Origin of the sequence: uncultured Sphingomonas sp., assembly GCF_964244265.1 — a bacterium.
Taxonomy (GTDB): Bacteria; Pseudomonadota; Alphaproteobacteria; order Sphingomonadales; family Sphingomonadaceae; genus Sphingomonas.
Window position 1 is genome coordinate 45,262 of record NZ_CAXTHV010000027.1, and the last position, 6,620, is coordinate 51,881.

A 6,620-nucleotide genomic window follows, 5' to 3' on the forward strand; every position below is an offset into this window, starting at 1 on the left:
TCGTGGCTCCTCTTAGGCAGGAGTAGAAAGTCGGTCCAGCACTCCGCGCTCGGTGATGTAGCCGGTCACCAGCCGGGCGGGGGTGACGTCGAATGCCGGGTTGTAGGCCGGCGATTGCGTCAGCCGGACCGTCTCCAGGCCATGGTCGGTAGCACCGGTTACTCGGGTGAGTTCCTCGGGGCTGCGGTCCTCGATCGTAATCGCGTCGCCGCTGGGGGTCGCGGCATCGAACGTGGTATAGGGGAGCGCGACATAGAAGGGGACGGCGGTGTCGTGCGCGGCGAGGGCTTTTAGATATGTGCCGATCTTGTTGCAGACGTCGCCGTTGGCGGCGACGCGATCGGTGCCGACGATTACCGCGTCGACCTGGCCGCGCGCCATCAGCAGCCCGCCGGCATTGTCGGCGATCAGGGTGTGCGGCACGCCGTGGTTCTTCAGCTCGAACGCGGTGAGCAGCGCGCCCTGGTTGCGCGGACGCGTCTCGTCGACCCAGACATGGACCGGCAGGCCGGCATCGTGCGCGAGATAGATCGGCGCGGTCGCAGTGCCGTAATCAACCGTCGCCAGCCAGCCGGCGTTGCAATGCGTCAGGATGTTGAGCGGGCGGCCGGGATGCTGTGCATGCAGGGTGCGCAGCAGGTCGAGGCCGTGCTCGCCGATCGACCGGCACAAAGCGACATCCTCGTCGCAGATCGCATCGGCCCGCGCCAACGCCGCGCCGGCGCGGTCGACGGGGGCGAGCGGGCGCACCGCCGCCGCGACCTGATCGAGCGCCCATTGCAGGTTGATCGCGGTCGGCCGCGTCTCGACCAGCATCGCATAAGCGGCATCGAGCGCGGCATCGTCCGCCGCCTCGGCCAGCGCCATCGCCAGGCCATAGGCGCCGACCGCGCCGATCATCGGGGCGCCGCGCGTCCACATCTCGGCAATCGCCACCGCCGCGTCGCGTGCGCTGCGCAGTTCGACCCAGCGCACTTCCCAGGGCAGTTGCCGCTGGTCGAGGATGCAGATGCCGGCGCCGTCCGCGGTGCGCCTGACCGATCGCGTCGCCTGACCATCGAGGATCACGGCAGAACGTCGGCCAGGCTGGCGACATCGCCCCGCCCGCCGTCGCGATCGATCAGCATCGCCGCCATGCCCGCCGCGCGCGCCGCGTCGACTTCGGCCGGCGTGTCGGACACGAACAGCATCGCCGGGGTCACGGTGCGGAGTTCGGCCGCGATCGCCTGGTACGATGCAGCTTCGCGCTTGGCGCCGACGCGCGTGTCGAAATAGCCCGACAGCATTGGCGTCAGGTCACCCTCGACACTGTGGGCGAACAGCAATTGCTGTGCCTCGACCGATCCCGAGGAATAGATGTAGGTCGGCACGCCCGCCCGGCTCCAGCGATGGAAAGCGGCGACCGTATCGGGATAGACGTGGCCGGCCAGCGCGCCCGCCTCATAGCCCTCTCGCCAGATCCGCCCCTGGATTTCCTTGAGCGCGGGCTCCTTGGCGTCATGGTCCATCCAGCCGAGCAGGGTCGCGACCGGATCGCCCGGCGGCATCCCGGCGAGGATCGACGCGAGTTCCTCGCGATGGATGGGAACATAGGCCGCCAGCCGCTCTCGCGCATAGGGGAACAGCGTGTCGGTGACGAAGGCGGTGCTGGTCGTCGTGCCCTCAACGTCGAGGAGGAGGGCACTTGGCGGAAGCGGCATCAGGCGGCCACCGGTTCGTGGCGGGGAAAGCGGTCGGCGATCGCGTCGCCGGTGAATTTCGCTATCCAGCCGTCGACATTCTCGAACAGACGGATCGCGACGAAGCGCGGGGTCGGCCCCATGTCGAACCAATGGCGCATACCCGCCGGCACCGAGATCAGGTCGCCGGCGGTGCACAGCACGGCATGGATGCGGTCATCGTCGGTACGTAGCGTGAACAGCCCCTCGCCGGCGACGAAAAAACGAATCTCGTCCTCCGAATGGCGATGCTCGGACAGGAACTTGCCGCGCAGCACCGCGCGATCGGGATGATCGGGCGCTAGCGCCACGATGTCGACCGAGCGATAGCCCTGCTCGGCCTTGAGCCGCTCGACTTCAGGCGCATAAGCGGCGAGGATCGTCTCGGCGCCGGCGCCGGCGGCGATGTCGCGCAACGCCCAGCGTTGGTAACGCACGCCGATCGCGGTCAACGCCGCGCCGATTGCCGCGGGATCCTGGGTATCGAGCGTGGCGGCGCCGGCATCGTCGGCGGCATAGACACGCAATCGGGTCATCGTGCTTTCTCCCGGAAGCCGCGCTCGGCAAGCTCGGCAGCGATCAGCCATTCGACGGCTTCAAGGATGCGCTCGGCCTCGTCAAGGTCCGCGCCCCACGCATAGAGGCCATGGTCGCGGATCAGATAAGCGGGGGCGACGCCAGGCGGGTTCAGCGCCGGCATCACCGCCGCCTCGATCACCGCCATATCCTGGCTGTTGTCGACGATCGGCAGCGTGATGGCGGTCTTGTGCGTGGTGACGCCGGGAAACGCCTTCAGCATTTCGTGCCCTGCAAAGCGCCACTCGATCCGCGCCGGATAGGCCCGGGTCAAGGCGACCGCGGCCGGCGAATGGCCGTGCAGGACGGCCCCCGCGTCGGGAAACCGGCGATAAAGCGCAAGGTGCAGCGCCGTCTCGGCAGAGGGCCTGCCGTCGCCGATCACCGCGCCGTCGCCGTCCAGCCGCAGGATGTCGCTTTCCGTCAGGCGTCCCTTGTGGCGGCCCGACGCGGTCACCGCAAAGCCGTCCGCGGTCCGCGCCGAATAATTGCCGGCGGTGGCCGGCGCCCAGCCCTGCGCGGCGATCCGTCGCCCGACATCGACGATGCCCGCTTGCGCGTCGGCGAAGCTGTAGAATACCATGCGCGCCATCTTAAGGCGCAGGTCCTTGGATTGCGAGGCCACGATGAGCCGGCGCCGCTTTGCCGGGAGAAAATCAAGGATGTGCGCCGGCGCGGTGCGATCCGCGCCGGCCGTCGCGCCGTCTGGCTGCCCGTCGGCCGAAGAGATGCCGGCACGAAGCAGTGCCGCCATTTCCGTGCCGGTCACCGGTGCTCCCACAGGGGCAAGATGGGCACTCGAATCATTGGAGAATTTGCGTCAATTGCCGCTGATCTCGCCATCGTCGTCGGGCAGTTTCGCCTTGACGCGACTGCGGCGGGCATCACGCAATACGCCCTCGATTTCCAGGAGCAGCGCGTGTCCCTCATCAGTCTTGCCGTTGGTGTCGTCCTGATCGGCAGCGAAGAGCGCCTTGGCGCGCGCAGCCAAATCAATCAGCGCGGCGCAGCGCTCCTCGCCAAGCTTCTTTCGAACGACGCACCCGGCCATCCGAACCGGCGTGCAAGCTCGGCCAGATACAATGCGCCGCCGTCATGTACATGAGCGCGTTGTAAGGAGCTTTGCCGAGGCTGTAGCGAGGCGACAGATACGCCCACGTCGCAGGCATGATCTGCATGCAGCCGATCGCGCCTTTGGTCGAGACAATGTCCGGGTTGCCGCCGCTTTCCGCGCGCATGACGCGCAGTATCACATCGACGGCGATGCCGGAGCGCGTCGATGCTTCAGGCGCATGCGCGCGGCAGCTCGCGGTCGGCGACATGGCCGGTGGTGCGGCATAAGCCGACGGACTGCCCACAACCACGACGATCGGCATGAGCGCGAAGCGGAGCCGGCGCCTCACTGCCAGATCTCTGACGACTTTAGGCGATATGGCGACGTCGAACTGACGGTCCTGACTGGGTTAGGGCGACACCCACTGGTTCAGGCGTTGTCGCGCGCCGTGTGACGCCTGTGCCCTCTCGCAAGCAAGACGACCACGAGCGTTGCGGCCGAGGCACCCAGGATCGTGAACATATCGTCCCCGAATTCGACGGGATATCCGATCAGCCCCGCCAGCGCATGGCCCGCCATGCCGAATGACAGCGTCACGATCACCCAGCCGACCGCCCGGCGGTAGCGAAGCGCGAGAGCCGTCCCCGAACCTGCCAGCAACAGTCGCCCGACGATCTGGCTGTCGATCGTGTCCGACAGGATCATGCCGATGGCGAACATGGCCGCTACGGTCCCCGCCGCCGCCAGCCCGCCCATCGTCGATGCCGCGGCGCCCCAGGCTGCCGCCTGCGTCGCGGTGTCGAAGACCAGGCCGAAGATCATGCCGATCGCCACCACCGCGAGCGGGTGCGTGCTGGCGCGCAGCGACGCGGGCACCAGCGCCGCACGCCACCCGACCGGCGTATAGCCGCCCCGCCGGAGCAGCGCGGCGAGATTGAGCGATCCGACCAGCAACAGGAGCAGGACGACCATCCATGCCATGACGTCGCCGATCCATGGCGGCACGGCGAACCAGCCGGCGACCAGCGAGACGCCGATCGCCACGGTCGCGACCGACACGCTGTGCCCGATCGCGAACAGCGTGCCGGTCCAGCGCGCGAGCCGCGGGCGTACCTCGACCGTGCGGAAGACGATGTTGTCGATCACCGCGACATGATCGGGATCGAGGCCGTGGCGCAGGCCAAGGATGAACATCAGGCCGAGCGCCGGCTGGACCACCGAGGGGTCGGTCAACGGCCTTTCTCCGGAGCCGGCTCGCCGCGCGCTGCGAGCCTGGCGAGGCGGCGCGGCAGCTCGGCGCTGAGCGCGAGCAGTTTCGGGCGGGCGGCCTTGCGCCAGCTCCGGCACTCGTCCTTCGTCCGGCCGCACGCGACGCACCATCCGGTGCGACCGTCGAACCGGCAGATATCCACGCACGGGCTCCTCACGCCCGCGCGTCCATGTCGAGCAGCCCTACGCGCCCGTCCTCGTCGCCCCATGCCAGGCGCGTGCCGGCGTCGTTCCAGGCGAGCGCGGTGATCGCTAACGCCGGCTCGTCGATCGCCAGCAGCTCGCCGTCGTCGAGCCGGCCGAGCGCCACCGCGCCGTCGCTATAGCCGATCGCGAGCAGATCGTTCGTCGGATGAAACGCCACGCGCGTCACCAGTGCGCCCTCGCGCGCGCCGAGCACGACCGGCGCCTTGCCCATCGGCCCGGTCTTGCCCTCGAACGGCCAGACGATCGCCTGCCCGTCGCCGCCGGTCGCCAGCCATTTGTCGCGCCGGCTCCAGGCGAAGGAGCGCGTCTTGGCCGCATAGCCCGACATCCGCATGTCGCGCGGCTCGGGCAGCTGCCAGCCGTGCAGGCCGGTTTCCTGGAGCGCGGTGATGAGATAGCCGCCGTCCCGGCTCATCGTGCAGGCGAGGTGCGAGCCAACCCAGTTGAGCGCGACGCGGCCGCTCGCCGCGCTCGATGCGTAGAGCAGGGTCGCGCCGTTGTAATGCGCGACCGCCAGCCGCCTGCCCTTGCCGTCCAGCGCGAGGCCACCGATCGTTGAGCCGAAGGCGTAGCGGTGGGAGGGCTCTACCGCGCCCTTCGCCCAGACGACCGCCTCGCGGCCGACGCCGGCGACGATCAGTCCGGAGGCGGCGCTGGCGGCGAGATGCTCGACCCATTTCGATCCGAAGGCGCCGAGATCGGCGACGCCGCCGTCGGGCGTCACGCGCCGCACCCGGCCATCGTCGCCGCCGGTGACGATCGACACGCCGTCGGGATGGCGGCACGCGGCGAGGATCGCGCCGTTATGCACGGCGATGGTAGCGGGCGCGCCGTGCGGCTCGATCCGGCGCACGCTGCCGTCGCCCAGCGCCACCAGCGCGGTATCGCCGATCCAGACGATCGCGGTGGTCGCGGCCCTGACGACGACATGGCGGCCGTGGCGATAGACCAGCGCCGCGTCGGTCATGCGGCGAGCGCGGCGCACGCCTCGAAGCTGCGCTGCAACGTCTCGCGGTCGAGGTTGCGGCCGATGAACACGATCCGGCTGGTGCGCGGCTCGTCCGGCTTCCAGTCGCGCTGGGTATCGCCGTCGAGCAGCATGTGGACGCCCTGCACGACATAGCGTTGCGGCTCGTCGGGGAAGGCGATGATGCCCTTCAGGCGCAGGATGTCCTGGCCCTGGCGCGCGGTCAGCGCGCGCAGCCACGGCATGAAGCGGTTCGGGTCAAGCGGCTGGTCCGACGACAGCGACACCGAGGTGATCGCGTCGTCATGTTCGTGATCGTCTTCCGACAGGAAGTTGGGCTCGATCTCCAGGATGCGGTCCAGGTCGAACGCGCCGCGCTCCAGCACTTCCTCCAGCGGCACGACGCAGTTGAGGGTCTCGTGAAGCCGCGCGGCGCCGTTGATCGCGCGGATGCGCTGGCGGACCTCCTCAAGTTGCTGCTCGTCGACCAGGTCGATCTTGTTGAGCAGGATGACGTCGCCGAACGCGATCTGCTCCTCGGCCTCGTGGCTGTCCTCGAGCCTCGCGAGCACATGGCGGGCATCGACCACGGTCACGATCGCATCGAGGCTGGCGCGCGCGCGGACGTCGTCGTCGACGAAGAAGGTCTGCGCCACGGGCGCCGGATCGGCGAGGCCGGTCGTCTCGATGATGATCGCATCGAATCCATCCTTGCGCTTCATCAGCCCCTCGATGATGCGGATCAGGTCGCCGCGCACGGTGCAGCAGATGCAGCCGTTGTTCATCTCGAACACTTCCTCGTCGGCATCGACGATCAGCTCGTTGTCGA

At 68.8% G+C, this 6,620-nt stretch carries 10 protein-coding genes; all 10 read right to left on the reverse strand.

The features are described from left to right. Positions 1-12: 12 nt before the first annotated feature. Complete coding sequence (mtnA, locus tag ACFE7K_RS11840; protein ID WP_375398399.1) at positions 13-1,068, reverse strand: S-methyl-5-thioribose-1-phosphate isomerase; 1,056 nt, start codon at positions 1,066-1,068, stop codon at positions 13-15. Continuing rightward, a complete protein-coding gene (gene mtnC / locus ACFE7K_RS11845; RefSeq protein ID WP_375398400.1) occupies positions 1,065-1,700 on the reverse strand; it encodes an acireductone synthase in 636 nt (211 codons plus the stop codon). The genes mtnA and mtnC overlap by 4 nt, the downstream gene beginning before the upstream one ends. Next, positions 1,700-2,254: an acireductone dioxygenase gene (locus tag ACFE7K_RS11850; RefSeq protein WP_375398401.1), complete on the reverse strand. Its 555-nt coding sequence runs from the start codon at positions 2,252-2,254 to the stop codon at positions 1,700-1,702. The genes mtnC and ACFE7K_RS11850 overlap by 1 nt, the downstream gene beginning before the upstream one ends. Further along, positions 2,251-3,048 (reverse strand): methylthioribulose 1-phosphate dehydratase, encoded by a 798-nt coding sequence (mtnB, locus tag ACFE7K_RS11855; RefSeq protein WP_375398402.1) that lies wholly within the window; start codon positions 3,046-3,048, stop codon positions 2,251-2,253. The genes ACFE7K_RS11850 and mtnB overlap by 4 nt, the downstream gene beginning before the upstream one ends. Positions 3,049-3,114: 66 nt before the next feature. Next, on the reverse strand, positions 3,115-3,285 hold the full coding sequence (locus ACFE7K_RS11860) for a hypothetical protein (protein WP_375398403.1): 171 nt from the start codon (positions 3,283-3,285) through the stop codon (positions 3,115-3,117). Position 3,286: 1 nt separating this feature from the next. Next, positions 3,287-3,670, reverse strand: coding sequence for a transglycosylase SLT domain-containing protein (locus tag ACFE7K_RS11865; RefSeq protein ID WP_375398404.1), 384 nt, complete (start codon positions 3,668-3,670; stop codon positions 3,287-3,289). Between the two features lie 107 nt (positions 3,671-3,777). Further along, positions 3,778-4,581 carry a nickel permease gene (locus tag ACFE7K_RS11870; protein WP_375398405.1) on the reverse strand — a complete coding sequence of 268 codons (804 nt, stop codon included), beginning with the start codon at positions 4,579-4,581 and terminating at the stop codon, positions 3,778-3,780. After that, entirely contained in the window at positions 4,578-4,826 is a 249-nt protein-coding gene (locus ACFE7K_RS11875) for a DUF1289 domain-containing protein (RefSeq protein ID WP_375398406.1), read from the reverse strand. The genes ACFE7K_RS11870 and ACFE7K_RS11875 overlap by 4 nt, the downstream gene beginning before the upstream one ends. After that, positions 4,772-5,791, reverse strand: coding sequence for a WD40 repeat domain-containing protein (locus ACFE7K_RS11880; RefSeq protein ID WP_375398407.1), 1,020 nt, complete (start codon positions 5,789-5,791; stop codon positions 4,772-4,774). The genes ACFE7K_RS11875 and ACFE7K_RS11880 overlap by 55 nt, the downstream gene beginning before the upstream one ends. Beyond that, the coding region (locus tag ACFE7K_RS11885; RefSeq protein WP_375398408.1) for a CobW family GTP-binding protein at positions 5,788-6,620 on the reverse strand (833 nt) is incomplete at its 5' end. The genes ACFE7K_RS11885 and ACFE7K_RS11880, both read right to left, overlap by 4 nt.